The organism is Humibacter albus DSM 18994 (assembly GCF_000421825.1).
In the GTDB taxonomy this organism is placed as follows: domain Bacteria; phylum Actinomycetota; class Actinomycetes; order Actinomycetales; family Microbacteriaceae; genus Humibacter; species Humibacter albus.
Window position 1 is genome coordinate 293,836 of sequence record NZ_ATXT01000015.1, and the last position, 25,151, is coordinate 318,986.

At 67.3% G+C, this 25,151-nt stretch carries 20 protein-coding genes; 5 read left to right on the forward strand and 15 right to left on the reverse strand.

Features of this window, described 5'->3' with window-relative positions; all coding sequences use genetic code 11:
- Positions 1-169 precede the first annotated feature (169 nt).
- The 3 genes from fusA to rpsL form a co-directional block, all read right to left on the reverse strand.
- Complete coding sequence (gene fusA / locus H623_RS0110875) at positions 170-2,284, reverse strand: elongation factor G (protein WP_022900965.1); 2,115 nt, start codon at positions 2,282-2,284, stop codon at positions 170-172.
- 208 nt (positions 2,285-2,492) lie between these two features.
- Positions 2,493-2,963 carry a 30S ribosomal protein S7 gene (gene rpsG, locus H623_RS0110880; RefSeq protein WP_022900966.1) on the reverse strand — a complete coding sequence of 157 codons (471 nt, stop codon included), beginning with the start codon at positions 2,961-2,963 and terminating at the stop codon, positions 2,493-2,495.
- The gene (rpsL, locus tag H623_RS0110885) at positions 2,963-3,337 is read right to left on the reverse strand and encodes a 30S ribosomal protein S12 (protein WP_022900967.1); all 375 of its coding nucleotides are present in this window, start codon (positions 3,335-3,337) and stop codon (positions 2,963-2,965) included. The genes rpsG and rpsL overlap by 1 nt, the downstream gene beginning before the upstream one ends.
- A 392-nt stretch (positions 3,338-3,729) precedes the next feature.
- On the opposite strand from rpsL, the gene H623_RS0110890 reads away from it, so the two are divergent.
- The 5 genes from H623_RS0110890 (at position 3,730) to H623_RS0110910 (ending at position 8,024) form a co-directional block, all read left to right on the forward strand.
- Entirely contained in the window at positions 3,730-4,086 is a 357-nt protein-coding gene (locus H623_RS0110890) for a hypothetical protein (protein WP_245558977.1), read from the forward strand.
- Positions 4,083-5,699 carry a hypothetical protein gene (locus H623_RS0110895; RefSeq protein WP_022900969.1) on the forward strand — a complete coding sequence of 539 codons (1,617 nt, stop codon included), beginning with the start codon at positions 4,083-4,085 and terminating at the stop codon, positions 5,697-5,699. The genes H623_RS0110890 and H623_RS0110895 overlap by 4 nt, the downstream gene beginning before the upstream one ends.
- Complete coding sequence (locus H623_RS0110900) at positions 5,696-6,151, forward strand: hypothetical protein (protein WP_033371796.1); 456 nt, start codon at positions 5,696-5,698, stop codon at positions 6,149-6,151. The genes H623_RS0110895 and H623_RS0110900 overlap by 4 nt, the downstream gene beginning before the upstream one ends.
- Positions 6,148-6,915 carry a hypothetical protein gene (locus H623_RS19295; RefSeq protein ID WP_022900971.1) on the forward strand — a complete coding sequence of 256 codons (768 nt, stop codon included), beginning with the start codon at positions 6,148-6,150 and terminating at the stop codon, positions 6,913-6,915. The genes H623_RS0110900 and H623_RS19295 overlap by 4 nt, the downstream gene beginning before the upstream one ends.
- 92 nt (positions 6,916-7,007) lie before the next feature.
- Positions 7,008-8,024: an LLM class F420-dependent oxidoreductase gene (locus H623_RS0110910; protein ID WP_026940231.1), complete on the forward strand. Its 1,017-nt coding sequence runs from the start codon at positions 7,008-7,010 to the stop codon at positions 8,022-8,024.
- Here H623_RS0110910 and H623_RS0110915 read toward each other — a convergent pair.
- From H623_RS0110915 to rpoC, 12 genes are all read right to left on the reverse strand, one after another.
- Positions 8,005-8,805 carry a hypothetical protein gene (locus H623_RS0110915; RefSeq protein WP_022900973.1) on the reverse strand — a complete coding sequence of 267 codons (801 nt, stop codon included), beginning with the start codon at positions 8,803-8,805 and terminating at the stop codon, positions 8,005-8,007. The genes H623_RS0110910 and H623_RS0110915 overlap by 20 nt on opposite strands.
- Before the next feature lie 173 nt (positions 8,806-8,978).
- Positions 8,979-9,278 carry a WXG100 family type VII secretion target gene (locus tag H623_RS0110920; protein ID WP_022900974.1) on the reverse strand — a complete coding sequence of 100 codons (300 nt, stop codon included), beginning with the start codon at positions 9,276-9,278 and terminating at the stop codon, positions 8,979-8,981.
- 106 nt (positions 9,279-9,384) lie between these two features.
- Positions 9,385-10,035 carry a hypothetical protein gene (locus H623_RS0110925; protein WP_022900975.1) on the reverse strand — a complete coding sequence of 217 codons (651 nt, stop codon included), beginning with the start codon at positions 10,033-10,035 and terminating at the stop codon, positions 9,385-9,387.
- 66 nt (positions 10,036-10,101) lie between these two features.
- A complete protein-coding gene (locus tag H623_RS0110930) occupies positions 10,102-10,839 on the reverse strand; it encodes a DUF3592 domain-containing protein (protein WP_022900976.1) in 738 nt (245 codons plus the stop codon).
- Positions 10,840-10,999: 160 nt separating this feature from the next.
- Entirely contained in the window at positions 11,000-11,629 is a 630-nt protein-coding gene (locus tag H623_RS0110935; RefSeq protein WP_022900977.1) for a hypothetical protein, read from the reverse strand.
- Complete coding sequence (locus tag H623_RS0110940; RefSeq protein WP_157560948.1) at positions 11,626-12,240, reverse strand: hypothetical protein; 615 nt, start codon at positions 12,238-12,240, stop codon at positions 11,626-11,628. The genes H623_RS0110935 and H623_RS0110940 overlap by 4 nt, the downstream gene beginning before the upstream one ends.
- A complete protein-coding gene (locus tag H623_RS19300) occupies positions 12,237-13,841 on the reverse strand; it encodes a putative T7SS-secreted protein (RefSeq protein ID WP_022900979.1) in 1,605 nt (534 codons plus the stop codon). Before H623_RS19300 ends, H623_RS0110940 begins: the two co-directional genes overlap by 4 nt.
- Positions 13,834-14,154 carry a hypothetical protein gene (locus tag H623_RS0110950; RefSeq protein ID WP_022900980.1) on the reverse strand — a complete coding sequence of 107 codons (321 nt, stop codon included), beginning with the start codon at positions 14,152-14,154 and terminating at the stop codon, positions 13,834-13,836. Before H623_RS0110950 ends, H623_RS19300 begins: the two co-directional genes overlap by 8 nt.
- 165 nt (positions 14,155-14,319) lie before the next feature.
- Entirely contained in the window at positions 14,320-18,819 is a 4,500-nt protein-coding gene (locus tag H623_RS0110955; protein ID WP_022900981.1) for a type VII secretion EssC family protein, read from the reverse strand.
- A 281-nt stretch (positions 18,820-19,100) separates the two neighbouring features.
- Positions 19,101-19,580: a DUF6121 family protein gene (locus H623_RS0110960; RefSeq protein ID WP_022900982.1), complete on the reverse strand. Its 480-nt coding sequence runs from the start codon at positions 19,578-19,580 to the stop codon at positions 19,101-19,103.
- Positions 19,581-19,666: 86 nt separating this feature from the next.
- Positions 19,667-20,905, reverse strand: coding sequence for a hypothetical protein (locus H623_RS21085; RefSeq protein ID WP_051143195.1), 1,239 nt, complete (start codon positions 20,903-20,905; stop codon positions 19,667-19,669).
- Positions 20,906-21,244: 339 nt separating this feature from the next.
- Positions 21,245-25,126: a DNA-directed RNA polymerase subunit beta' gene (rpoC, locus tag H623_RS0110975; protein WP_022900984.1), complete on the reverse strand. Its 3,882-nt coding sequence runs from the start codon at positions 25,124-25,126 to the stop codon at positions 21,245-21,247.
- Between the last annotated feature and the right edge of the window lie 25 nt (positions 25,127-25,151).

Here is a 25,151-nt window from a genome sequence, read left to right on the forward strand (position 1 = left end):
ATGTAGAAGCTGCGGGCGGCATTCACCGACCGGACATTCTACGGGGATCTGTTATATGTTACGGGATCTTTCGGCCGGGTTGAACCCTGTGGGCAACTCGGCCGGCTTCGGCCCTTCGACTCGCTTCGCTCGCTCAGGGAGCAGGGCTCGTCGAAGGGCCTCAGTCGTACTACTCGCCCTTGGCCTTCTGGATGATCTCGTCGGCCACAGCCTTCGGGACCTCCGCGTAGCTCTCGAACGACATGGAGTAGACGGCACGACCGGAGGTCTTCGAACGAAGGTCACCGATGTAGCCGAACATCTCCGACAGCGGGACGTGCGCGCGCACGACCTTGACGCCCTGGGCATCCTCCATGGCCTGAATCTGGCCACGGCGGGAGTTCAGGTCGCCGATGACGTCGCCCATGTACTCCTCGGGCGTGCGCACCTCGACGGCCATGAGCGGCTCGAGGAGCACGGGGCTCGCCTTGCGCGCGGCCTCCTTGTACGCCATGGAACCGGCGATCTTGAACGCCATCTCGGAGGAGTCCACCTCGTGGTAGGCACCGTCGAGGAGCGTCGCCTTGACACCCACGGTCGGGTAGCCGGCGAGAACGCCGACCTGCATGGCATCCTGGATGCCCGCATCGACCGACGGGATGTACTCGCGCGGAACGCGGCCACCCGTGACCTTGTTCTCGAACTCGTACGTCGTCTCGGCCGTGATCTCCAGCGGGGTCAGCGCGATCTGCACCTTCGCGAACTGGCCGGAACCACCGGTCTGCTTCTTGTGGGTGTAGTCCAGCTTCTCGACCGTCTTGCGGATGGTCTCGCGGTACGCCACCTGCGGCTTGCCGACGTTCGCCTCGACCTTGAACTCGCGCTTCATGCGGTCGACGAGGATGTCCAGGTGCAGCTCGCCCATACCGCCGATGACGGTCTGGCCGGTCTCCTGATCGAGCTCGACGCGGAACGTCGGGTCCTCTTCGGCGAGCTTCTGGATGGCCGTTCCCAGCTTCTCCTGGTCCTGCTTGGTCTTCGGCTCGATCGCGACCTTCAGCACCGGCTCCGGGAACGTCATGGACTCGAGCACGATCTGCTCGTGCGGGTCGCACAGCGTGTCACCGGTGGTGGTGTCCTTGAGGCCGATCACGGCGTAGATGTGGCCGGCCGTGACCGATCCCACCGGGATCTCCTTGTTGGCGTGCATCTGGAAGATCTTTCCGATGCGCTCCTTCTTCTGCTTGGTCGAGTTGATGACCTGCGCGCCGGAGTCGAGGTGACCCGAGTAGACGCGGATGTAGGTCAGACGACCGAAGAAGGGGTGCACCGCGATCTTCGAGACGAGCGCGGAGAACGGCTCACCGGCATCCGCGTGACGCTCCAGCACCTTCTCCGGATCGCGAACGTCGTGGCCCTGAACGGCCGGCACGTCGAGCGGGCTGGGCAGGAAGTCCACGACAGCGTCGAGCATCGGCTGCACGCCGCGGTTCTTGAACGCCGAGCCGCACAGCACCGGGTAGATCTCGTTGTTGACCGTGAGCTTGCGGATCGCAGCCTTGATCTCGGGGACCGAGATCTCTTCGCCGCCGAAGAACTTCTCCAGCAGCTCGTCGCTCGTCTCGGCGACGGCCTCGAGGAGCGCGTTGCGGTACTCCTCCGCCTTCTCCTTCAGGTCGGCGGGGATCTCCTCGATCTCGTAGTGCGCGCCCATGGTGACATCACCCTTGGCGTCGCCCGGCCACACCAGCGCGCGCATCTCGATGAGATCCACGACGCCGACGAAGTCGCTCTCGGAACCGATCGGCAGCTGCAGCACGAGCGGCTTCGCGCCGAGGCGGTTCACGATGGTGTCGACCGTGAAGTAGAAGTCCGCGCCGAGCTTGTCCATCTTGTTGACGAAGCAGATGCGCGGCACGTTGTACTTGTCGGCCTGACGCCACACGGTCTCGGACTGGGGCTCCACGCCCTCCTTGCCGTCGAACACGGCGACGGCGCCGTCGAGGATGCGCAGGCTGCGCTCCACCTCGACGGTGAAGTCCACGTGACCGGGGGTGTCGATGATGTTGATCTGGTTCTTGTTCCAGAAACAGGTGACCGCGGCGGACGTGATCGTGATGCCGCGCTCCTTCTCCTGCTCCATCCAGTCGGTGGTCGAGGCACCGTCGTGCGTCTCGCCGATCTTGTGGTTGACGCCCGTGTAGAACAGGATGCGCTCGGTCGTGGTGGTCTTACCGGCATCGATGTGCGCCATGATGCCGATGTTGCGGACCTTGTTCAGGTCGGTGAGCACGTCTTGTGCCACGGGGAATTCCTTTCGGAGAAAGAAAGATTTGGTGTGATTGCCGCGCCGGACGGCCGGCGCGCGGGGCGGGGTATGGGTTCCAGCCGCCTCGCGCGTCCGACTGTTACAACCCGAAAAAGGCTGCGATTGTTCCGTACGACAGGTGCCGCACGGTACCGGCACCTTGCAGCCTGCGACCGCGGGGTGCCGACCTAGCGGACTGCGGCTTCTACCAGCGGTAGTGAGCGAACGCGCGGTTCGACTCGGCCATCTTGTGCGTGTCTTCGCGACGCTTGACGGCGGCGCCGAGGCCGTTCGAGGCATCCAGGATCTCGTTCATGAGACGCTCGGTCATCGTGCGCTCACGGCGGGCCTTGGCGTAGCTGGTCAGCCAGCGCAGCGCGAGCGTGTTCGCGCGGTGCGGCTTGACCTCGACGGGCACCTGATAGGTCGAACCACCGACGCGGCGGCTCTTGACCTCGATGGTCGGGCGCACGTTGTCGAGCGCCTTCTTGAGCGTGGCGACCGCGTCCTGGCCGTTCTTGGCGGCAACACCCTCGAGCGCGTCGTAGACGATGCTCTCGGCGAGGGACTTCTTGCCGTCCTTCAGGATCTTGTTCACCAGCTGGCTGACGACGGGGGCGCCGTAGACGGGGTCTGCGACGACGGGGCGCTTGGGAGCCGGGCCCTTACGAGGCATTACTTCTTCTCCTTCTTGGCGCCGTAACGGCTGCGAGCCTGCTGACGGTTCTTCACTGCCTGGGTGTCGAGCGCACCGCGGATGATCTTGTAGCGCACACCGGGCAGGTCCTTCACACGACCGCCGCGCACGAGCACCATCGAGTGCTCCTGCAGGTTGTGGCCCTCACCCGGGATGTACGCGGTCACCTCGGTGCCGTTGGAGAGCTTGACACGGGCGACCTTGCGGAGCGCCGAGTTCGGCTTCTTGGGCGTGGTGGTGTACACACGGGTGCACACACCGCGCTGCTGCGGGTTGGCCTTCAGGGCCGGCGCCTTGGTCTTCGTGACCTTCGGCGTGCGGCCCTTGCGGACCAACTGCTGAATTGTTGGCACTGTTTCTCCTTGTTGTGCTGCACGGTGACAGCGTTGATGATTCTTTTCACATCGCGACCCACCGGATGCCGCAGAGCAGCGGCCTCGTTGAATGGTGGGTATGCCGTGGGGGTGACCAGCGAATGCAAAGTCCCCGGAACAGTGTGGTTTCTCATCGAGCCGGTTCCCTGACCGCCATCGACTCGCGTCGGCCGACGGGCACGGTTCAAGCGCGCATAGAGCGCACACCCGAATCAGCTTACCCGATGCCGCGTGTCGCGACAAACCTCGCCGGGGTGGGTGCGGTAGGGGCGGAGCAGACGGCGCCGCTGGCACGCGTCGCGACCACGATGGGGAGTCATCCCCATGGCCCCGCCGTAGACCACCCAGTACGGTGATGCTTACGCGCCAGCGTGCCGAGCGAGAGGACGACGCATGACGAGCATCGCCGCATCCCTTCCCCGGCGGGAGTGCACCCGGTGAGCGACCTCGCGATCGACCTCGACGGGCTGGCGACCGCGCGCAGCCGGCTGAGCAGCGCGACCACCGCGTTCGAGAACGCCCACCTGAGCGCTCACGAACTCGCCGACCTCACCGGCAACCCGCGGGTCGCCGGCCAGGTGCGCGACTTCGCCGACAACTGGGACTACCACCGCGGCAAGCTCGTGCAGAGCATGCAGACGGTGCTCGACGGACTGCAGGCCATCCACGACACGTTCGCCGAGGTGGACCAGGGCCTGGCGCAATCGCTTCAGGACCCGCAACCGTGAGCGAGCAGACGATCCGCGAGGCCTGGGACTACCTGCTGCAGGGCGACCCAGCCGCTCTCGAGACCAAGGCTGCGACGCTCCAGAAGACCGCAAACGCCATCTCCGAGGCCGCCGCCGCGCTGCACAGCCTCACCGAAGGCTCCGCCAGCGACGCCGTCGACGCGTTACGCGGCAAGGCGACGGATGTCGCGACCCACCTCACCGTCGCGCACTCCCGGTACCAGGGCACGGCGAGCGCGCTCCAGACCTACGCGATCGACCTGCAGCCGATCCAGCGCAGCGCCCGCACCCACATCGACCAGCTGGTGAGCGACTCGGCGTCGGCCGAGACCGCGCAGGCCGCGGTGGACGACGCGGTGACCGACGTGAGGACGCAGACGTACGGCGGTGGGACATCCGATGCCGTCGACAAAGCGCACCACGACCTTCGCGATGCGCAGCAGCGCGTGCAGAACGCCACCTCGAACGTGCACGACGCGATCACCGCGCTGCAGACCGACGACAGCAACTGGGACGACGCCGCAGACCGGGCGATCGCGGCGATCGAGAACGTCATCGGCGCCGAGAAGGACAGCTGGTTCGACAACCTGCACCAGAAGTTCGACGAGGTCGTCAAGGCTCTCGCCGCCGTCGCGAAGTGGGTGACGGATGTCGTCGGCACGATCGTCGACGTCATACAGAAAGCGCTCCACACGCTCATGCATGAGCTGATCTTCGTGTTGGAGCTCGTGCTCGTCTTCACCGTGCTCGGCGTGGTGCTCACGCTGCTCGGGCCGTTGGCGACCGTCGCCGCCCTGCTCGCCGAGCTCGCCGTCGGTGCGCTCCTGGTGAAGGTGCTCGTGCAGGAGTGGCTCGGCAAACCGACCCACCTCGGCGGCGGAGCCGACGGCCACACCAACGTGACCGAGCGGCGCGGCGACGACGTGGCCCAGACCTACGGCGACCTCATCGGGCAGGTCGTCGGCCAGGACTCCACCGGTACCAGCAAGAACGCCACCGATATCGCCGTCGTCGCCATCACCGACGCCGATGGCAACGTCGTGTCGTGGCGCGTGCAGCTGCCCAGCACGCAGTACTGGAGCCCGTTCAACGCCGGCGGCGTCAACGACCTCAGCACCGACATCGCGTTGTCGATGTTCCCGGGTCTCCAGGGCGAGTACGAGAAGGCCGTGTTGGATGCCATGCACCGCGCCGGCGTCGACCATAGCGACGCTCCCATCATGTTCACCGGCTGGAGCCTCGGCGGCATGATGGCCGGCGCGATGGCGACCAACCCGCAGTACGCCGATCGGGTGACCTCCGTCGTCACGGCGGGAAGCGCGATCGACAAGTACCGCAGCGACATCCGCTCGAGCGTCGACGTCACCCAGTTCGACAACACTGTCGACCCCGTACATCACCTCGAATTCCTCGGACTCGGACCGGGCGACACCGCGCCCCGCGCGAACTGGCAGACTCACTGGTTCACCGACGCGCGCATCCACGACGGCACAATGTACGAACAGGGCGCGGATGCCACGGCACCGGCCGTGCGCAACGACGACGAGATCTTCTTCGCGAACGACGCCGACGGCACCTACGAGCAGGTCTACACCGACAGGTACGCACGATGATGAAGAAGACGATCAGGGGGATCATGGTGGCTGGCGCGCTCACGGGACTGCTGGCTCTGGCCGGATGCTCGTCCATCGACACCTCGGCCGTCACGTCGCGCATCGAATCGGCGAACGGTGTGCAGGCGGCGACCGTGCAGGTGTCGCACCCCGGTGCGCCGTGGAATACGAAGACGCTCGTCACACTCTTCATCCCGGACAAGTCGGAGCAGTCGATCGCGACCGCGATCCGGTCCGCCACCGATGCCATCGCGGGAACCAGCGCGGCGAAGCACGACGTCTCGTTCTTCGTCATTCCGGGCAGGCCGTCGGACTACCCCGACCTGCGCTCGACGGATCCGGAGCTGAAGATACCGCGCGCCGTCTTCACCGGCCTCGGGCTCGACTACACGCCCGGCACGATCGTCGCGCTGACGCCCGCCGACATCCAGCGGATTGCAGCGGAGAAGTGACGGGCGCCGTTCCGGATGAGGCGGACTGCATCCCGGATGAGGCGACGACACCGCGCGTGGTGACGGCACCGCCGGCCGCCACGCTTCCGCAGCTCATGCTCCGCCTTCCCGGTCAGTGGGTGTCGCTCGATCCCCGTGAAGGTGCCAACGTGGACGCACAGTTGAAGCGCGTCGCCCGCGAGCTCGTCGGTGCCGCCGACGAGGCGGCCGAGGCCCGCCGGCAGGTGCGTGAGCATTTCGCCGGTGTGCTGAGCGCAGCCCGCGAGGCGCAGGCGCAGCGCGTCTTCCTCTGCCATGAGATCTCCGGGCTGCCCGTTCCGGTCGCCATCACGATCCACGCGCCGAACGGCCTGCGGATGACGCCCACCGTCGGTACGCGGCCGGATGCCGTGATCACCACGCTGCTCGAGAGCTTCACCGAGCTCGAGCTGGAGGGCATCGAGGACGCGACGCGACTGGAGGTGGAGGGGTCGGCCATCCTTCGCGTGGTGCATCGACTCGTCGACGTGGCCACGGCTGACGACGGCCAGGAGCTCACGTTCCGGCGGCTGCGTGCGGACTACTGGTACGCGGTGCCCGGCACGAAGCAGATCGTGCTGGCGAGCATGACGACGCAGCTCGGCGAGATCGCGAACGTGATGCTGCAGTTCTTCGACGCGATCGCGACCGCCGCGGCGTTCGAGGAGGGCGCGGCGTTCGAGAAGGGCGCGGCGTTCGAGAAGGGCGCGGTGTTCGAGGAGGGGGCGGTCCGAGGCGTGGGGTAGCGAGCGAGCCGCACCACGACCGCGGAGCGCGAGACACCTCTACCGCGAAACGAGCCGCACCACGAGCGCGGGCACTCGCTAACGTGGTGGCCATGCGCTTCGGAACTTTCCTTCCTCAAGGCTGGCGGTTCGATCTCGTCGGCATCGACCCGGCCGAGCAGTGGCCGACCATGCGGGCACTGGCTCAGCGGCTCGACGGCGCTGCGGCATCCAACGGCACCGCGGCATCCGCGCCGTGGGAGTCGCTGTGGGTCTACGACCACTTCCACACCACGCCGGTGCCGAGCGAGGAAGCGACGCACGAGACCTGGACCCTGATGAGTGCGTTCGCGGCCTCGACCACACGCATCCGCCTCGGCCAGATGTGCACGTGCATGGGCTACCGCAACCCGGCGTACCTCGCCAAGGTCGCCGCCACCGTCGACCACGTCTCGGGCGGACGCCTCGAGATGGGCATCGGCGGCGGCTGGTACGAGCACGAATGGCGGGCATACGGGTACGGCTTCCCGCAGGTACCCGAGCGGCTGCGGATGCTCCGCGAAGGCGTGGACATCATGAAGCAGGCGTGGACGACCGGCACCGCCACTCTGCACGGGCGCCAGTACGACGTGGACGGCGCGATCGTGCGGCCGCTTCCGGTGCAGCAAGGCGGCATCCCCATCTGGGTCGCCGGCGGAGGCGAGAAGGTCACGCTGAAGATCGCCGCGACCTACGCCGACTACACGAACTTCACGGGCACCCTCGACGAGTTCGACCACAAGCGCGACGTGCTGCGCGCCCACTGCGCCGACCTCGGTCGCAACCCCGACGAGATCACCCAGTCGTCCAACTTCAACACCATCGTGGGCGAGACCGAGAAGGATGCCCGCGAACGGCTCGACGCGGTGCTCGCCCGCCTGCGCCCGCACCTCGGCGACGAGCGCACCGCGAAGATCGAGCAGGAGTACCTCGCCTCGGATGCCTTCGGCACGCCCGAGCAGGTCGTGGAGCGTCTGAGCGTGCGGGCCGAGCATGGGCTGGGGTACAGCATCCATTACTTCCCGGAGTTCGCGTACGACCTCTCGGGAGTGGAGCTGTTCGAGCGGGAGGTCATGCCCGCGCTGAGCTGACCGACTCCGCGCGGCGGTGTCGCGCACCCGACACGAGCAATGCCATGCCGAAGGCCGTGATCACCGCGGCGATCGCGTTCGGATTCGGCGGAATGAACCACGACGCGGGGGCCGCGTAGCCGGCGATGAGCCACGCTCCCCCGGCGACGACACCGACGACCCCGAGACCGAGCATCCACCGGACGGCCGAGGGACTCGGCTGCGCCGTCGGGTTCCAGTAGTCGCGAATGCGCCGCTGGTAGACGGCGACGCTCAGCAGAATGAGGCCGAGGATGAGAACGACCATCAGGTAGACGTCGCTGAACGGCGTCCACCAGCCGCCACCGTTCCATGCCGCCACCGAGGGATCGAACGGAACGTAGCTGATCGCGACGCTCGTGGGCGCATCCGTCAGGGTGTTGACCGTCGTGCCGGCGATGAAGCGATAGGTGTGACCGGCGACCTCGTACATCACCTTCGGAGCGTAGGTGATGGTGCGGGCGGGAATCGTGACCCATCCCGTCACGGTGCCCGTCGTCGTCGGCAATGACGCCAGCAGCGCAGGACCGGCGATGACCTTGTAGAGGCCGGCGACCGACAGGACGACGCCGAGCGTCCATAGCCAGGTCTGCCCGAAAGGGCCGATGGCGTAGCGCCGCCGATCAGTGTGGCGGCGCGCCTCGCGGCGTTCGGGCGTGTGGAGCAGGTTGACGCCCTCAGGGACGGGTTCGGCCTGCGACGGATGCCCCGCCTCGCGCCAGGCTTCGCCCGACGCGTTCGCGGCGTCGCCGGGGTCAGACATACGACTCGTTCCGGGTCACTTCGGCTCTCTTCGTCTCGTGCATCGACACGATAGCGTGCACGGCATCGGTGTCGCGGACGCGGAGGCAGAACGAGAGCCGGGGAGCGGATCCCCCCGGCCCGCTTCCCGGCTCTCGTGTTCTTCCCGGCCCCTTGACGGAACCGGGGCGACGACTAGTGGCCGCCGATGCTGGATGCCAGCGACGAGTCGGTCTGCTGCAGCGCGTCGGCCGCCTTGGTCAGGAACGTGGACATTCCGTCGAGACCGTTGACCGCGTTCGTGGTGCCCGTGGTGAACTGCGTGTACGAGTCGTGGAACGCACCGGAGGCGGAGTCGGTCACGAAGCCGTCGCTGACGAGCTGGTTGACCAGCGTCTGCAGTTCGTGGAGCTTCGAGATGAGGTCGTCCTTGCCGCTGGTCAGGCGGCCCGCCGCGCTGGTCATGTCGCCGTAGGTGACGTTCATGTTCGCCATGGGTATCTCCTTGGTCTTTCGGCCAACCCCGTTAGGCCGACCTCGTTGACTCGACGCTATCGCAGCGTTGCGAAGGGGTGAAATGGGGAGTACTCCCCATGCTGCGTCACAGGTACGAGAGCGCCGTGACGATGAACGCGAGGATGAAGATGACCACGACGGTCGTGACGGGAACGCCGACGAACAGCAGCAGCACCACCGTCGCGGCCCAGCGCCCCGCACCCCACATCTGCCCGAAACGCAGCGCGCGCGGGAAAGCCTTCTTGAAGTCACGGCGCGAGTAGCCGGCTCCGGCGGACGGAGCCTCGATACGGCGTCGGGCAGGGATCTGCTGCCACACCTTCTCGATCGGAGCATCCGAACCCGCCAGATGAACGACGTGCGCGAGCATCCGCCCTCGATCATCGAGGAGGATCAGCCCGCCCGAACGGAAGAGGCTGCCGCCGTCGCCACGTGCGCGGACACTCATCGTTCGATAGTCCTGGTTGGAGACCGCGAGGCCGGCGGACAACGCCGGAGCCACCACGACAGGATCCTGGCTCGGCGGAAAATACACCGCCGTCTCCACCCGGTCAGAGGCGAAAGTCCTGCCTCGACCGAACACGGAATCCACGACAGTGATCGTGCCATGCTGGATGACCACGGACTGCCGACGCTCACGCACACCCGAAGTGAAGACGAACCAGAGCGGCAGGCCGATGCAGAGGACCAGCGCGATCGGCACACCGATGGCATACGCCCATCCGGGATCGGTCATGACCGCACTATGTCGCGGGTCAGGATGCCGGGCGAACGGCGTCGGCGACGGGACCGACGTGCCTTCTCAGCCACGGTCATCCCCGTGCTCCGCCTCGTACTCCGCCTTCAGGGACTCGACATACGTGCGTGCAGCATCGGATGGCTGCGGGTTCTGACGGCCGGGGCGCGATTGTGCACCCTTGCCGCTGTTGCCGCCCTTGCTGCTGTTGCCGCCCGCGCCGGTCTTGCCGGTCTTGCCGCCCTTGCCGGACGACGCGGCGGCTCTGCCGCGGGCTCGCGTCTTGATCGTGCTGCGATACATCCCGATCGCCGGCAGGAGCAACACGACACCGAGCACGACAGCACCGATCGAGTACCCCCAGTTGTCGGAGGCTGACGGGAACTGCGCGTTCGACGGGTTCGTCGTGTCGTAGTCGATCTTCACCGTCGAGCCCTTCGACGGCTTGTTGCAGATCAGCATGTTGGACAGGGTCGCCGTCGCGTGACGACCGTTCGAGGTCGTGAATGCGACGACGGGGTCGTACGCCGTTCCGCCACACCCGTTCTTGCCGCTGGACTCGTAGCTGTGCCACCCGGTCACCGTCGCCGTGGTCGTGGCCGAATGCGACGTGAAGACGATCTCGCCGATGAGAGGCACCACCCCGCCGATGACGAACATCAATCCGATCACGAGCCAGATGGTCGGGGAGACGAAACCGTAGTCGCCCTTCGGGCGTTTGGGCTTCGGCTTGGCCGCCTTCTTCTTCGTCACCGCATCCGCGGCACCCTGCGACGGACGCCGCCGGTCGGCCTGATTCTCCATCGAGTCGATTCCTACCCTCTGAGCGATCGGAGTGGCGGCGCGCCAAACATCCCATCCACCATATGCGACATCAGCTGGTCGGCCGACATGTGAAAGTCCTCAGGCGATCGACTTCGCTCCCCGCGAGAGGGGCGGAGACGACCCTGGATATGCGACGGGACTACTGGTCTGGATCTTCGTCCCAGCGCAACGACTCGACCATGACTCGGAAGAGTTGGAGCAGCAGTTCCCGCTCACCCGCGATGTTCGTCGAGAACGTCAACAAGGCGACCCGTTGCGTGTTCGGCACGGCGATCCAGTAATCGACGACCAGCGTTTCATAGGCTTCGACATCGCCGTCGGCAGGGTGTTCGATCGTCGTGCACCGCCGGTAGGTGGTCGTGTCGCCGAGCACTGCTACCTCGTCATCACCGTACTCGTCGCTGTCGGGAAGACTTGCCAGCGACCGACGCACCATGTCGATCACGCTCTGGGGATCCGATGGTCGCGACCCGAGCAGGTCGAGATCCGGCCAGAACACGGCGAGCGACATCGGAAGCACGGCACCGGGGACGATCTCGAGAGCGAGGAAGAGCTGTTCGGTGCCGCCCTCGCGCGCCTTGTCGGCCAGTGCAGTGAGCTCCGATCGAAGGTCGCCGCGCACGCGCGCGAACTCGTCCATGCGGTTCGTGACCTTGTTCGCCAGGGCCCGAATGGCGCGCGCCGAGGCTTCCTCGTCGTGAACCGGGATGTTCCACCAGCTGCCGGGAAGCACGATCTGCACTCCCGGCGCCGAAGCCTCGCGACTCATGCGGCCTTCTTTCCCCTCGAGAACTCCATGGTCCCCATCAACACATCCCCGTACCCGACGATGTCGGTGAACACCGCGAGGTCGCTGGTGGTGATCGACATCACCACGAAGCTGGACAGCGCGGGGGCGGAGATCACCGCTCGATACGTCTCGGTGAGGGGTCGCTGACCGCCGGCCACCTCGGGAAGCTGAAGCAGTTCGTGCCCCGAGGCGGCCGGCCTGCCTGCGAGCTCCTTCTTCTGATACTCACGCAGCCAGACGTCGGTGCCCTCGTCGACGGAGGCATGCGACCAGGCCTCGACGAACTGATCGATGTCGAGTCCGCGCGCCCGCAGCGGCTCCACGGCCATGACCGCAGAGATCAAGCCGGACTCCCGATCGCCCACTCCACCCCAGGTGCGGCGGGCAGGATGATCGTCGTTCTCCACGTCGAGGAACAATCGCTCCGTCTCACGGCCGAGCCGGGCACGGGCATCCTCACCGTCGACGAGCTCATCGAGCCGGTCCGAGATCGCGGCGAGTTCGGACTTCGCACGGGGGATCTCGAACCACTGCCCCTGAACGAGCCAGGAATACTCCAACGCTGCGCCTGCCTTCTGCACTCGGCTCACCCCAGCACTGCGGTGCCGGACTTCGCATTGTGCCAGGCCTCGGGCACGTCGTGGAACATCGCCTTATACGCACCGACGTCGTTGTGGACGTCGAACGCGCCCCAGCTCGATCGCGGGCTGCTGTCCGAGTGGATGACCTGCACGTTCGGCACCAGCGTCGGGATGTCGACGTTGCTGTGGGTGACGAAGTAGTCCGACCCGGGCAGCGACGACCCCTGGTAGAGATTGTCGGCCAGTGCGGTGACGTTGTTCGTGACGGACGTGACCACCGTCCCCGACAGCGCGTTCGTCGCCTGCTGTCCGAACTGGTTGACGGTATCGGCCACGCCGGTGGCGACGCCGTGTTCGTATTGCTTCGCCGCGTTGGCCAACGCCTGATCCATGGTCGCGCCGTGTTCGAGGCTGCCGTCGAGCGCTCGCCGGGCGAAGTCCATTCCGGTCTTCTCGCCGAAATGGTCGAGCACGTGCACGCCGGACTTCTCGGCGAGCGCCGCTCCCCGCTCGCCGACCTTGCTCGCGAGCGCGTCCAACGGCTTGGAGAGAGTCTCCAGCGCCCCGCCGAGTTTGTTGCTGGTGGCCCTCTCCAGTCCGGCTCCGAACTTCGCGGTGAGCTTGCTCGCGCCGCGACTGCCGATCTCTTCGCTCGCCTTGGACAATCCCTTGCCCAGGCTGCCCGCACCGGCCTTGAACGGCAGCGCCGACACCACGAGCGTGATCCCGGTGTTGAGGAGATCGCCGAGCGATCGATCGCCTAAGACGACGAGCGCCGCGGTGGTCAGGAAGGAGATCGCGGCCGCCGCCAGCACGATGATGTCGACGGCCGCGGCAAGTGGTGCGAGCACCGGGATGAACACGGCAAGCACGTTGAGCACCATCGAGACCCAGGTTCCGATATCGACGATCGCCGCAGCGACTCTCTGGATGACATCGAGAATCGGTGCGACGTACTTCTGCAGAACGTCGGCAACGGTATGCAGCGCGTCGGACGCCCAGTGTCCGAGCTTGTCCCAGAACCCATCGTTGAGCCCGCTGTCGTCGATGGCGGTCTTGATCGCCGAGATCGCCGTCTGGGCCGCCGCGTCGACTTCGGCCTTCGCCTCGTTGTACTCCTTGATGGCATCCGTGACCGCCTGGTTGGCGTCGTCGACGGCCTGCGACGCGCGTCGCCCTGCAGGCGTCTCGGCAAAGCTCGTGGGCGCATCGTCGCTGGACGGGTTCTTGGGCGCGTTCGCCTGGTCCTGCTTGTACTGGTTCGTCTGGTTCTGCAGGTGCGTCTGCGCCGTTCCCGCCGTCTGCACCGCGGAATTGTGCGCGGCGATGGCCCGCTTCGCGCGGCCCTGTGCACTTTCCAGCTTGGGCGCGTACTCCTGCAGCGCCTTGGCGGTTCCGGCGTACCGCACGTGCGCCTTCGTGATGTTGTCGGCCACATCGCTCGCCTTGCCGCGAACTTTGTCGACGGCGAGGCTCACCGTCTCGTCGCGGTCCGCGAGCGTACGCAACTGGTTGATGGCCTTCTGGATCTGCTCGGCCGCCGTGGCCAGGGCGTCCGCCTTCGCCTTCAGCGCAACCGGGTCGCCCGGGAGCTCGACGAGCTCAGTCATTTCCCGCCCCCTTACCGCTCGTCTCGGCCGGTTTCGCCTCGAACGTCTTCGACAGATCCTTGTCCGTGGATGTGAACGTGCTGTTGATCACGGCGACCGAATCGTGGATGCCCGTCGTGCCGTCGATCATCTTGCCGCGGTGCACCGACCACTTGTTCGCGAAGTCGTGCACGTGACTAGAGAGACCGTCATGTCCGACGAGGTCTCCGATCGAGGAGGAGAAGTGGCTGGACTCGCGCAGCTGGTCGACGATCGACTTCAACCCGGACTGCAGTTCGTCGAGGATGCCGTCGGAGATCTTCAGGTCACTCACATCTGCTTCTCTCTGTGTGTCGGCGGTGGATCCGGCGGCCCGTGGCCGTGTGCGCCGGGCGATGAATCTCGAGATTTCGATCCCGAGCGCATCAGAAGCCTATGCGGCACCCGTGATCGAAGGCGATGGGGAGGACTCCCCATGCCCGCTAGTAGTACTCGACTACTAGTCGGGAAGGGGAACCTGCACGCGCTCGAACTTGCCCTTGGCGATGTACATGCCACGCCCCGGGGGGAACTCGCTGCGTGCGAATCGCGGCAGAGGCGTCTTCAGCAGCAGGTCGCCCTCCATGCTCTCCGGCTGCAACAGGAATCCACGCCGCCCGTTCTTCACCTCGGCCATCAGTCCCCAGCTGGAGCCCCAGCCGCTCGTCTCGCCCTCGGCGAGAAGGAAGTGATCGCTGCGCCGCACCGCCTTGATCAGTTCCACGAGCGGGGCATCGGCGACCGACTGCAGGAAGTCGCCGATCGACTCGATGAAGATGCCGTAGCGGTCCGGTGACGCCGGATCGGTGATCGCGCCGAGCAGGTCCTTCGCGATGCCGGCGACGTCTTCGACGGTCGTCGCCACGTCCGCCCACGGGTACGCCCGCACCTGCGGCGAGCGCGCGTTGCCGAGGTAGTAGAGCTGCATGGACGGGTCGAAGCGTGTCATCGCCTGCGCAATGGCGAGGAAGGCGGTGCTCTTCCCGCTGGCCGGCGGTCCGGCGAGCACCATGGTTCCTACCGGGTCGAAGCCGACCGCCTGCAGGTCCGTCTCGCCGATGCCCAGCACCGGAAAGTCCGCGGCCCGTTCCGGAAGGGAGGACTGCGGGTACTCGGTCGGCATGGCGCCGACCTGCGGTGCCGGCAACACGCCGGCTCGGGCCATGGCCTCGGCGAACTTGCCCACCCGGTTCGACTGCTCCGACACGCTGGACGTGCCGCCCAGCACGGCGATCTGGGTCTCCATGCCGTCGACGATCGCCCGGCCCGGAGGGGAGCCGGCCGAGAGGATGTCGCCTGGCACGTCGAGCAGGCCGTAGCCGTCATCGGCGAGACGCAGCACGACTCGGCGCTGCACGCTGGAGGCGACAGAGCTCGGCACGGCACCCGCACGGTCCGCGGTGAAGGCGACGTGCATGCCGAGCTGACGGCCGTCGGTCAGTATGTCGCGGAACACCTCGTACCAGACAGACCGGTTGGCCTGCACCTCGAAGTCTTCGCGGAAGCTGGGGAACCCGTCGAGCAGAAGCAGGATGCGCGGCTCATCCGGTCGCGCAGCGAGCTGTCGGTACTCCGTGATGTTCGACGCGTTGGCCGCCGCGAATCGGGGCGCACGATCGTCGAGCTGGGCGCGGAGCATGCGGAAGAGGCGCACCACCCGTTCGACATCGTCGCCCTTGATGACCGCACCGACGTGCGGCATCTGGTCGAGCATCCGCAGGCTGCCTGCACCGAAGTCGAGGGCATACACCCAGACGGGTCCTCCGCGCGGCGTGACCGCGGCCGCACACGCCAAGGTGCGGAGAACTGTCGACTTGCCGGATCCGCCCGTGCCGTAGACGGCGATGTTGCCGTCGACGTCGGGCTCGAAGTACACCGGCACCTGTTGCTGGCGCTCCGGAACGTCGGCGACGCCCAGGAGAAGCTCGGAGTCGGTGCGCTGGCGAAGGAGCCCCAGATCGTAAGCGGGCGCGAGCTCATCGAGCCACGGACGGCGGGGGTCGGGGATAGCCGCTGCCTCATGCGCGGCCACCATGGTCGCGACCAGGCGCTGCTGGTCTGTGGGTCCAGGATCCCGCTTGAGGTCGACATCCTCGGCGCGACCCGCGTCCTCCCAGCGCACCTCGCCGCCGAAGCGCAGTTCCGCGACCTCGACGTCGGCGCGCTCCGGTTCCCGACTCGTCCAGCCGCCGGCGTAGCCGGACTGGAACAGAGTCAGCCTTCCCGGCCCGGTCTTCGCCACTCCGCGACCGGGGATCCCCGGGTCGAAGTGCGCGGCATCCTTCGTGCCGACCACGTCGTCGGAGTCCGACTCGTCAGCCATGCGCAGTGCCACACGCAAGTTCGTGTTCGCACGCAGGTTGTCCTTGATGACGCCGGCGGGCCTCTGCGTGGCCATGATCAGGTGGATGCCCAGCGAACGCCCGCGCTGCGCGATGTCGACGACGCCGTCGACGAACTCGGGGACCTCGCCGACCAGCGCGGCGAACTCGTCGATCACGAGCACGAGCGCGGGCGGGCTGTCGGGGTCGCCGCGCTTCTCGAGCTCCAGGAGATCTTTCGCCTTCTTGCGGTTCAGGAGGTGCTCGCGGTAATGCAGCTCGGCACGCAGACTGGTCAGCGCGCGGCGCACCAGGTGCGGGCTGAGGTCGGTGACGAGTCCCACGCAGTGCGGCAGGCTGACGCAGTCGGCGAACGCCGATCCGCCCTTGTAGTCGACGAACAGGAACGTGACGCGGTCGGGGCTGTACTCCGCGGCCATGCCGAGCACCCACGCCTGCAGGAACTCGGATTTGCCTGCGCCCGTCGTTCCGCCGACGAGGGCGTGCGGGCCCTGCGAGCGCAGGTCGAGATGCATCACGTCGACGCCGCCGGAACCGATCGTCGCGCGCAGTGATCCGGCTCGGCGCGGCGCGGGCACGGCACCGCTGCGATCGTGGATCGAATTGTTCTGCCGCCAACGGTCCACCACCGCATCGCTGGATTCGACGAGCTCGTGGCCGAGCAGGGTGACCAGGGAGACACTGCGCGGCAGGTCCGACGAGTCGGCGACGAGCGCTCCGGCGTCGATCACAGCCGCCATGCGACGGGCGAATTCCAGCGCCTGCGCGGAATCGACGGTTTCGGTCGAGACGTCATCGACGGTCTCGCCGAGACGGACGAAACCGACGCGGGCCCGGCCGGGCTCGTCGCCGAGCTCGAGGTAGGTACGGCACACCGCGGGCAGCGAGGGAACGTCGGATGCGATCCAGATCGGGTAGACACCGGCATCCGCGGCCCGTTCGGCCACCTGTACGAGCCTCGCGCGGTCCACCGCGGCGTCATCGGAGATGAGGACGACGACCGCGGGGATCGGCGACTGCGTGCCGCTCGTCGCTCCCGACTTGCCGACGTCGGCGCCTCGTTCCAACGCTGCGGTGTCGGTCTGGATCGCACCTCGTCGCTGCGCCGCGCCCTCCGCCAGCCTCTCCTCGACCAGGCCCTCCAGAGCGGAGAGCAGGCTGCTGCCGCTTGCCGCGCTGTCGGCGAGGTGCACCGTCTCGATGGGAGACTGCGGGCTCGAGGTGTGCGGCATCCATTTCAGCCATTCGAGCTCCTGCGACCACCGGGGGGCGACGATCGCGGCCACCGCCAGTTCCGCGGGCGAGTGCAGTGCCGTCAGCTGAACGAGGATGGAGTTCAGACTGCCGATGGCCTGTTGGGGCGAGCCGGCGATGCCGAGGGCGCCCGAGTCGAACAGGTTGTCGATGATGGGGACGTTGTCGATGTTCTTGTGCTTCTCGACCACCTCGTCGAGGCGCTCCTGGTAGGCGCGCAGAATCTCACCGCGACCGCTCGTCTTGACGGTGTTGCGGCTCGCCATGGACCCCACGCCCAGCCGCACGTTGAGGAACGACCAGTGCTCGGGACGCCTCGTCCACAGCAACGGGCCGCGCAGAACCGCCCGCTCCATGGCATCCTGCGTCGACGGAGACTCCTTCGTGCGTACCTCGTGCTCGGTAATGCGCTCCGCTTCGAGCTCCTGGGTGAGACTCTCGAGTCGTTCGTCGAACTCGGCGATGGACTTCTTGAGCCGGCGCCGGTCTCGCGACTTCGCCGTCATCGCGTTGCCCACCATCATGAGCGGCGACATGAACACGAAGAGTATGGAGGCCGGGTTGCCTGAGATGGCGAACATCACGCCGCCCATCAGCAGCGGGGCGATCATCGCCAGCAGCGGGAAGGGCTGCGGGTCCTTCTTCGCCGGCACGTCGGGCGCCCCGAAGTCCTGGCCCGCGTAGCGCGCCTCGACCTTCGGCGACCGATTGAAGAACACCGGGCCGGCCTTCGGCGCCACGCCGGCGAGCGCCTGCCGGTCCGTGACGGTGATCCGCACCTCGGAGTCTCCGATGAGAAGCGTCTCCTCGCGGGTGATGCGTAGTCGCGGGACGATGCCTCCGTCGACGACGATGCCGTTGGCGCTACCCAGGTCGATCACCTCGACCGCATCGGATGCCTCGAACCGTACGTGCCTCTTCGAGACGAGTTCGTCGTGCAGCACGATGTCGCAGCCGGTGTCACGGCCGAGCACCGTGGTGCCGAGCGTGATCGGGAAGTCGGTGCCGGCATCCGGCCCCGTCACCACGGTCAAGGTGGCGACCTGCGCGCCGCGGCCGAGGCTCTTCGGCGCGTAGTGCAGTCCCGCGTCGGCGAGCTGCACGATCGCGCCGCTGGCGATCCAGGCTTCGCCGACCGGGGCATCCGGCGGCAGCAGCACCCACTCGGTCTGGCCGGGCAGTGCGGCGTGCAGGGTGAGCGACTGCGCTGTGGCGCTGGGCGCGGCGGCGTGCCCCTGCGATGACGCGGGGTCGAGGCGGGCGATGGCGGAGGCGATCTCGGAGATGCTGGCGGCGGCATCCGCGGTGACGACGATGTCGGCGGGCTCGCCCGAGGGTCGGTTGAGCGTCAGTTTGAGGCGCATGCAGGGGCTCCAGTACGGGACCGGCGCGGTTCCCGTCAGAGGTCGGGACCGGCGTCGCGGGATCGGCAGCCGCGACCCCTACACCCTACCGGCGGAGGGGGCGGGGACGGACCGGGCGGTCTGCCGGCGATCGGCGGCGGTCGGCGCGCGAAGCGGCGCCCGGTGGGGCGCGGCAGACGGGCGGCGGCGAAGCGGCGCCCAGCGCGGTGGGGCGCGGGAGCCGCGACGGCACGCCGGCGATGAGGCGCGGGAGGCGGCAGCGGCGCGCCGGCGAACGCGCCTCAGCGCTCGCTCTTCTCCCATGGCCACCGCGGACGGCCGCGCTCATCCATGCGCGCGGACAGCACGATCATGTCGAGCAGCACGACGATCAGCGCCAGGATGCCCGCAGCCACCGAGAACGGACCGATCAGCTGCTCCACCACGAAGGGCAGGAACCGGTACGGATCCGCGACCCCGACGACGAAGCCGCCGCCTACCGCATAGCCGACGTAGGCGCCGACGCCGAGCAGAACGGCGGTGCCGATCGCGACATCGCGACGCCGCACGTTGCGCTTCAACGCCCGCACGAGCAGACCGGTGAGCACGACCGCTGCGGCGAGAGCGCAGGCGATCGGACCGGCGAAGATGCCGGCATCCTTGTCGTCGATCGGATCACGTGCCAGTACCACGCTGAGCACGCCGAGAGCCGCGATGAGCATCGCAACATAGAGACCCGTGGCGAAGACGGCGAGCGTGGCGGCGTAGCGGCGAAGATCCATGGTGTGTGCCGCGCGGCATCCCGGTGCTCCGAGGATCGCCGTGCGCGAACGGCGGCTGCCCGGCGACGATCACCGGACCGCGCCGCTCACGACGTCGTGCTCTGCCCGCCGGTCGGTCCGGCGGCGAGGCGCCGGTCGTACTCGCGCTGCGCTTCCAGGTTAGCCGCGCGCACACGACGGCCACGCGCGGCGATCCAAGCGCCGAACCAGAGGGATGCCTCGCGCGCCACGATCGCAGCCGCCAGCGTGAGCGGGTTGGCCCAGAGCGTGCCGAGGAACTGCGTCGCGTTCTCCGGCGAGAGCTGCCAGGCGTGCACGGTGAGAAGCGCGCCGCCGATGTAGCCGAAGTAGACGATGACGCCGACGAAGAACGAGCCGACGATGTAGGCGACCCAGCGGCCACGATTCACGATGGCGATCAGCAGGGCGTAGGCCAGGAAGAAGACGACGACGGGAACCCAGAACCCCGGCGTCTGCAGGTAGCGCTCCCAGAGGTCTACCGCGAGGTGCGGCCGGTTGAGCGCGTAGAGGCCCAGGGCGACCGCGGCGAAGACGATGGCGAACGCGACGGTTGCGACGACATCGATCAGGATGCCCATCAGCCTGTTGCCCCTCGCCTTCGGCGGCGTCGGTGCGACGACGAACACCGGAGTGGGTGCTGCGGCCGGCGGCGAGGAGGCTGCCGGCTCCGCTGCGATGCCGGACGGCTCCGGCGGAAGGAGCAGCGGCGTCTCCGCGACGTTCCCAGAGTCTGCAGGTTCTGCGACGGAAGTGTCGTACGCGTCCGGGGTGCGGTCGGTGGCCGAGGCTGGTTCAGCGGCAGGGGCCGGTTCAGTGGCCGGCGCCGATCCGGCGGTAGGGTCGGGTTCGGCGGCGGGGACAGGTTCCGCTTCCGGCGCATCGTGGGCCGCCGACAGTCCGGTCCCGGTGAGGAGGTGCGAGTCCGCGCCCGCACCGGTGCCCGCCTCGGGAGCTTCGGTCGGTACCTCGGAAGCGTCGGCCACAACCTCCGGAGCTCCCGTCGGCAGGTCGGCAGCGGCAGTCCCGGGCTCCTGCGACTCCGTCAGGTTTCCCGTCGCCGCAGCCGACTCTTCCGAAAAGTCTGTGGGCGCCTCGTGCGCGCCATCCGGCACCTCGTGCGCACCATCCGACATCCCGCCGGATGCCGGACGGACAGCGGCCTCATCGGGCGAGCCCGGCTCGGCCGATGCCAATTGGTCCTCGCCGTCCGAAGGCGGCGTGATGCCCGTGACGTCTTCGGGATCGGCGCCGTGGCGACGCGGCTCTTCGGGATCCACGGGAGACTGCGGTGTTTCGTTGCTCATGGTGCCCCCTGCTGTCGGCGGTGCACTGCTGTTGCCACGGTAACAAGGTGCCCGCGCCGGCGCGCGGAGGCACACCGCCTGCATCGCGCCGGCGCCGGACGCAACGGAGCCCTGCGCCGGGTGGTGGCGCAGGGCTCCGGTGGTTCACTCACCGACAGGCGGTGAGGCATCCATGAGGACTCGGTTGTGTCGCGACTCGGCCGTTCGACAACTTCAATCGGTCGGGGAAAGCAAGCAAGCTTGCTCTTCCCTCCCTCAATCAGTTATGTTCGCGACTTCGCCGCTCGACAACTTCAATCGGTCGGGGAAAGCAAGCAAGCTTGCTTTCCCCTCCCTCAATCAGTTGTAAGTCCCCGGGGTGTAGTCGTCCGAGCTGAAGCTGTCGAAGTCGACGAAGCTCAGGTCGTTCTCGTTGAACACGGTGTCGTCGGTGAAGATGCGGTTGGGGTACCGCTCGGCCTTCGCTTCCTCCGTGGCCTCGACGGCCACGTTGCGGTAGCGGGGCAGACCGGTTCCGGCCGGGATCAGCTTTCCGATGATCACGTTCTCCTTGAGACCGATCAGCGGGTCGCGCTTGCCCTCCATGGCGGCCTGCGTGAGAACACGCGTGGTCTCCTGGAACGACGCGGCCGACAGCCACGACTCCGTCGCGAGCGAGGCCTTGGTGATACCCATGACCTCCTGGCGGGCGGATGCCGTCTTCTTGCCCTCGGCGAGCGCGGCACGGTTGATCGCGTTGTACTTCGACCGGTCGACGAACTCACCGGGCAGCAGGTCGGTCTCGCCGTGGTCGACCACGGTGACCTTGCGCAGCATCTGGCGCACGATGACCTCGATGTGCTTGTCGTGGATCGGCACGCCCTGCGAGCGGTACACGCCCTGAACGCCACCCACGAGGTGCTCCTGCACCGCACGGATGCCGCGCACGCGCAGCACCTCCTTCGGATCCACCGTGCCCACGATGAACTGCTGGCCGAGCTCCACGTGGTCGCCGTCCTCCACCAGCAGCGTCGAACGCTTGAGCACCTGGTAGCGGTGCTCCTCGTCGCCGTTGTCGGGGGTGAGCACGACGTAGCGCGCCTTCTCGGTGTCCTCGATGTGCACGCGTCCGGCGGACTCGGCGATCGGGGACGCACCCTTCGGGGTACGTGCCTCGAAGAGCTCCTGCACACGCGGGAGACCCTGCGTGATGTCGTCGGCGGATGCCGAACCACCGGTGTGGAAGGTTCGCATCGTCAGCTGCGTACCCGGCTCACCGATCGACTGCGCCGCGATGATGCCGACGGCCTCGCCGATGTCCACGAGCTTGCCCGTGGCCAGGGAGCGGCCGTAGCACTGAGCGCAGACGCCGACAGCGGACTCGCAGGTGAGCACGGAGCGCACCCGGATGGACTCGACACCGGCGGCGATCAGCTTCTCGATCAGCACGTCACCGACGTCCTGACCGGCCTCCGCCACGACGGTGCCCTTCTCGTCGACCACGTCGGTGGCGAGGCTGCGACCGAACACCGAGTTCTCGACGTTCTCGTCACGCACCAGCACGCCCTCGGCGTCGCGCGCCGCGATCGTGATGTCCAGGCCCTTGGTCGTGCCGCAGTCGTCCTCGCGGATGATGACATCCTGCGAGACGTCCACCAGACGGCGGGTGAGGTAGCCCGAGTCGGCCGTCCGCAGAGCGGTGTCGGCCAGGCCCTTGCGGGCACCGTGCGTCGCGATGAAGTACTCGGCCACCGAGAGACCCTCGGAGTAGCTCGAGATGATCGGACGCGGGATGATCTCACCCTTCGGGTTGTTCACCAGACCGCGCATACCGGCGATGTTGCGCACCTGCAGCCAGTTACCACGAGCGCCGGAGGACACCATGCGGTTGATGGTGTTGTGCTCCGGGAAGTTCTCGCGCATGGCCTTCGCGACCTCGTCGGTGGCATCCGTCCAGATCTTGATGAGCTCCTGACGACGCTCGGCCTCGGTGGTGAGACCCTTCTCGTACTCGCTCTGGACCTTCGCCGCCTTCTTCTCGTAGGAGGCGATGATGTCCTTCTTCGACGGAGGCGTGACGATGTCGCTGAGCGCGACGGTCACACCGGAACGAGCGGCCCAGTAGAAGCCGGCGTCCTTGATGCGGTCGAGCGTGGCGGCGACCTCCACCTTCGGGTAGCGCTCCGCGAGGTCGTTCACGATCGACGCGAGCTTGCCCTTGTCGGCGACGTCCTCGACGAACGGGTAGTCCACCGGGAGCGTCTCGTTGAAGATGGCACGGCCGAGGGTGGTCTCGCGCAGCGCGGTGCCGCCCTGCTCGAAGCCCTCCGGAGCGTCCTCTTCCGCGAGGTAGAGGTTGTCGAGACGAATGCGCACCTTGGCGTTCAGGTCGAGCGAGCCCTGGTCCTTGGCGAGGATCGCCTCGGACACGGAGGAGAACGCGCGGCCTTCGCCGGCAGCCCCCTCGCGCACGGTCGTCAGGTGGTGCAGGCCGATGATCATGTCCTGTGCGGGCAGGGTCACCGGACGGCCGTCCGACGGCTTCAGGATGTTGTTCGACGCGAGCATCAGGATGCGCGCCTCGGCCTGCGCCTCCACCGACAGCGGCAGGTGCACGGCCATCTGGTCACCGTCGAAGTCCGCGTTGAACGCGGCGCACACGAGCGGGTGCAGCTGGATGGCCTTGCCCTCCACGAGCTGCGGCTCGAACGCCTGGATGCCCAGGCGGTGCAGCGTGGGAGCGCGGTTCAGCAGAACGGGACGCTCGCGGATGATGTCTTCGAGCACATCCCACACCTGCGGGTTCGCGCGCTCCACCATGCGCTTGGCGGCCTTGATGTTCTGCGCGTGCTGCAGGTCGATCAGACGCTTGATCACGAACGGCTTGAACAGCTCGAGCGCCATGTCCTTCGGCAGACCGCACTGGTGCAGCTTGAGCTGCGGACCGACGATGATGACCGAACGGCCCGAGTAGTCCACGCGCTTGCCCAGCAGGTTCTGGCGGAAGCGACCCTGCTTTCCCTTGAGCATGTCGCTCAGGGACTTCAGGGCGCGGTTGCCGGTACCCGTGACGGGACGACCGCGGCGGCCGTTGTCGAACAGCGCGTCGACGGCCTCCTGCAGCATGCGCTTCTCGTTGTTCACGATGATCTCGGGGGCACCGAGGTCGAGCAGACGACGAAGACGGTTGTTGCGGTTGATCACACGGCGGTACAGGTCGTTCAGGTCGCTCGTGGCGAAGCGGCCACCGTCGAGCTGCACCATCGGGCGCAGCTCCGGCGGGATGACCGGCACGACATCGAGCACCATGGCGGCCGGCGAGTTGCCGGTGGCCAGGAACGAGCTGACGACGCGAAGCCGCTTGATGGCGCGGATCTTCTTCTGACCCTTGCCGTTCGCGATCTGCTCGCGGAGCAGCTCGGCCTCGGCGTTCAGGTCGAAGGCCTCGAGGCGCTTCTTGATCGCCTCGGCGCCCATGTAGGCCGTGAAGTACAGACCGAAGCGGTCGACGAGCTCGTTGAAGTCGGCGTCCTCGGGCTTGAGGTCGCCCACCTTCAGCGTGCGGAAGGACTCCCAGACCCGTTCGAGCCGGGCGATGTCCTCGTCGTAGCTCTTGCGGATCTGCGACATCTCCTTCTCGGCACCGTCGCGAGTGCGTCGCTTCTGGTCGGCCTTCGCGCCCTCCTCCTCCAGCGCCGCGAGGTCGCCCTCGAGCTTGGCGAGGCGGTCGGCCACGCGAGAGTCGCGCTGGTCGGTCAGCGTCTTGATCTCCAGGCGGAGCTCGTTCTCCAGACCGGGCAGGTCGTCGTGACGACCCTGCTCGTCCACGTCGATCACCATGTAGGCGGCGAAGTAGATGACCTTCTCCAGGTCCTTCGGCGCCATGTCGAGCAGGTAACCGAGCCGCGAGGGCACACCCTTGAAGTACCAGATGTGCGTCACGGGGGCGGCCAGCTCGATGTGGCCCATGCGCTCACGACGCACGGAGGACTTGGTGACCTCCACGCCGCAGCGCTCGCAGACGATGCCCTTGAAGCGCACGCGCTTGTACTTGCCGCAGGCGCACTCCCAGTCGCGGGACGGTCCGAAGATCTGCTCGCCGAACAGGCCGTCCTTCTCCGGCTTCAGCGTGCGGTAGTTGATCGTCTCGGGCTTCTTGACCTCACCGTGGGACCAGCGACGGATGTCGTCTGCCGTGGCCAGGCCGATACGCAGCTCGTCAAAAGTTGTTGCGTCGAGCAATTTCTCTCCTCGTAAGAAAGGTGTC

Excerpts from the sequence above, each read along its gene's own strand:
- H623_RS0110925 (WP_022900975.1), bottom strand. The coding sequence starts at position 10,035 with ATGACCGATCCCGGATGGGCGTATGCCATCGGTGTGCCGATCGCGCTG.
- H623_RS0110955 (WP_022900981.1), bottom strand. The coding sequence starts at position 18,819 with ATGCGCCTCAAACTGACGCTCAACCGACCCTCGGGCGAGCCCGCCGAC.
- H623_RS19300 (WP_022900979.1), bottom strand. The coding sequence starts at position 13,841 with ATGACTGAGCTCGTCGAGCTCCCGGGCGACCCGGTTGCGCTGAAGGCG.
- H623_RS0110960 (WP_022900982.1), bottom strand. The coding sequence starts at position 19,580 with ATGGATCTTCGCCGCTACGCCGCCACGCTCGCCGTCTTCGCCACGGGT.
- H623_RS0110910 (WP_026940231.1), top strand. The coding sequence starts at position 7,008 with ATGCGCTTCGGAACTTTCCTTCCTCAAGGCTGGCGGTTCGATCTCGTC.
- rpsG (WP_022900966.1), bottom strand. The coding sequence starts at position 2,963 with ATGCCTCGTAAGGGCCCGGCTCCCAAGCGCCCCGTCGTCGCAGACCCC.
- H623_RS0110920 (WP_022900974.1), bottom strand. The coding sequence starts at position 9,278 with ATGGCGAACATGAACGTCACCTACGGCGACATGACCAGCGCGGCGGGC.
- H623_RS0110930 (WP_022900976.1), bottom strand. The coding sequence starts at position 10,839 with ATGGAGAATCAGGCCGACCGGCGGCGTCCGTCGCAGGGTGCCGCGGAT.
- H623_RS0110915 (WP_022900973.1), bottom strand. The coding sequence starts at position 8,805 with ATGTCTGACCCCGGCGACGCCGCGAACGCGTCGGGCGAAGCCTGGCGC.
- H623_RS0110935 (WP_022900977.1), bottom strand. The coding sequence starts at position 11,629 with ATGAGTCGCGAGGCTTCGGCGCCGGGAGTGCAGATCGTGCTTCCCGGC.
- H623_RS0110900 (WP_033371796.1), top strand. The coding sequence starts at position 5,696 with ATGATGAAGAAGACGATCAGGGGGATCATGGTGGCTGGCGCGCTCACG.
- H623_RS21085 (WP_051143195.1), bottom strand. The coding sequence starts at position 20,905 with ATGAGCAACGAAACACCGCAGTCTCCCGTGGATCCCGAAGAGCCGCGT.